At 38.9% G+C, this 1,054-nt stretch carries 1 protein-coding gene; it reads left to right on the forward strand.

Annotation, left to right across the window (positions count from 1 at the left end; translation table 11 throughout):
- The first annotated feature begins 199 nt into the window (after window positions 1-199).
- The gene (locus CDZ78_RS19320) at window positions 200-991 is read left to right on the forward strand and encodes a hypothetical protein (protein WP_087871426.1); all 792 of its coding nucleotides are present in this window, start codon (window positions 200-202) and stop codon (window positions 989-991) included.
- The last annotated feature ends 63 nt before the right edge of the window (window positions 992-1,054 follow it).

Raw genomic sequence — 1,054 nt, forward strand, 5'->3', positions numbered from 1 at the left:
CTGCGTAGGTGAACGAATTATGGCGACAGGAGTCCCGGAATTTCGTGAGGTAGCATGGCGCGCCTGATTCTTGAATAGTTAGTTTTGGACTTCCAGTCCAGTCGCAACCTATGCACTTTCAGTGCATAGTGGTTGAGTTCATGCGTCAGGGCAGGGTTATTAAAATATTTAACCTGCAAACCGGTTTTTTTGAAAAAAAATGTCACCACTCTTATTCTCACTTTTCTTAGATTTATCCTCTCTTGGTCATTTAAGTTATCTTAATGATAGGTATTTAAACCATGCGACCGGCCGATTTATTTCTCAAGACCCCGTAAAACAATTCACTAGCCACTACAGCTACGATGCTGGTCATGTCATTATCAGCTCTGACCCCACAGGCAGGATGGTGCATGAAGAGCTAGAAGAAAAAGATTCAATAGAGGAAATTGTAAGCAGCAGACTTGGTGCGCAATCAGAAAATATTGAGCATGTTAGCAAGCTATCCAGTAAAAGTGACTTTAGTTTTTTAGAGAAAAAACCTATTATCACAAGAAGCATTGTAACCCAGCCAAGAATGAATTATAAGGATTGGGGCAAGTGGTTTGCAAGGAATAAAGACGGTGGAAATTTAATATCCATGAGGCGTTCACTGGAGATAACAGCAAAAGATACGGTGCTAATGCGTCAGCCTTATTTAACAGACGATCAGTTAAAGCAGGAAATACTAAGGGTAACTGACTATCAATTAAAGAATTATAAGCGAATGAAAGACAAGCAATATTTCGGTCTTTCAACGGATGAAGAACAACTTGACATTAAACGCCATGAATCAACACTATCACGCAACACGGCTGAAAATATTGAAATCATAAGGGAATTGTCAATCATGAGAGGGCGTAACAATTTAGCAAGGTCAGACATGGCAAGTACAGATAGAGACCTTTATGATGCAACAAACTATCAACTCATGAATAATGAGCTTATATTTCATTATCTTAAACAAAAATAGGTGAGTTAAAATGGGTTATGTCGCATAAATCCCCCTTCCCGACGTTATCTGCTATCATAATTA

The sequence above is a fragment of the Bathymodiolus platifrons methanotrophic gill symbiont genome (genome assembly GCF_002189065.1).
Lineage (GTDB): Bacteria > Pseudomonadota > Gammaproteobacteria > Methylococcales > Methylomonadaceae > Methyloprofundus.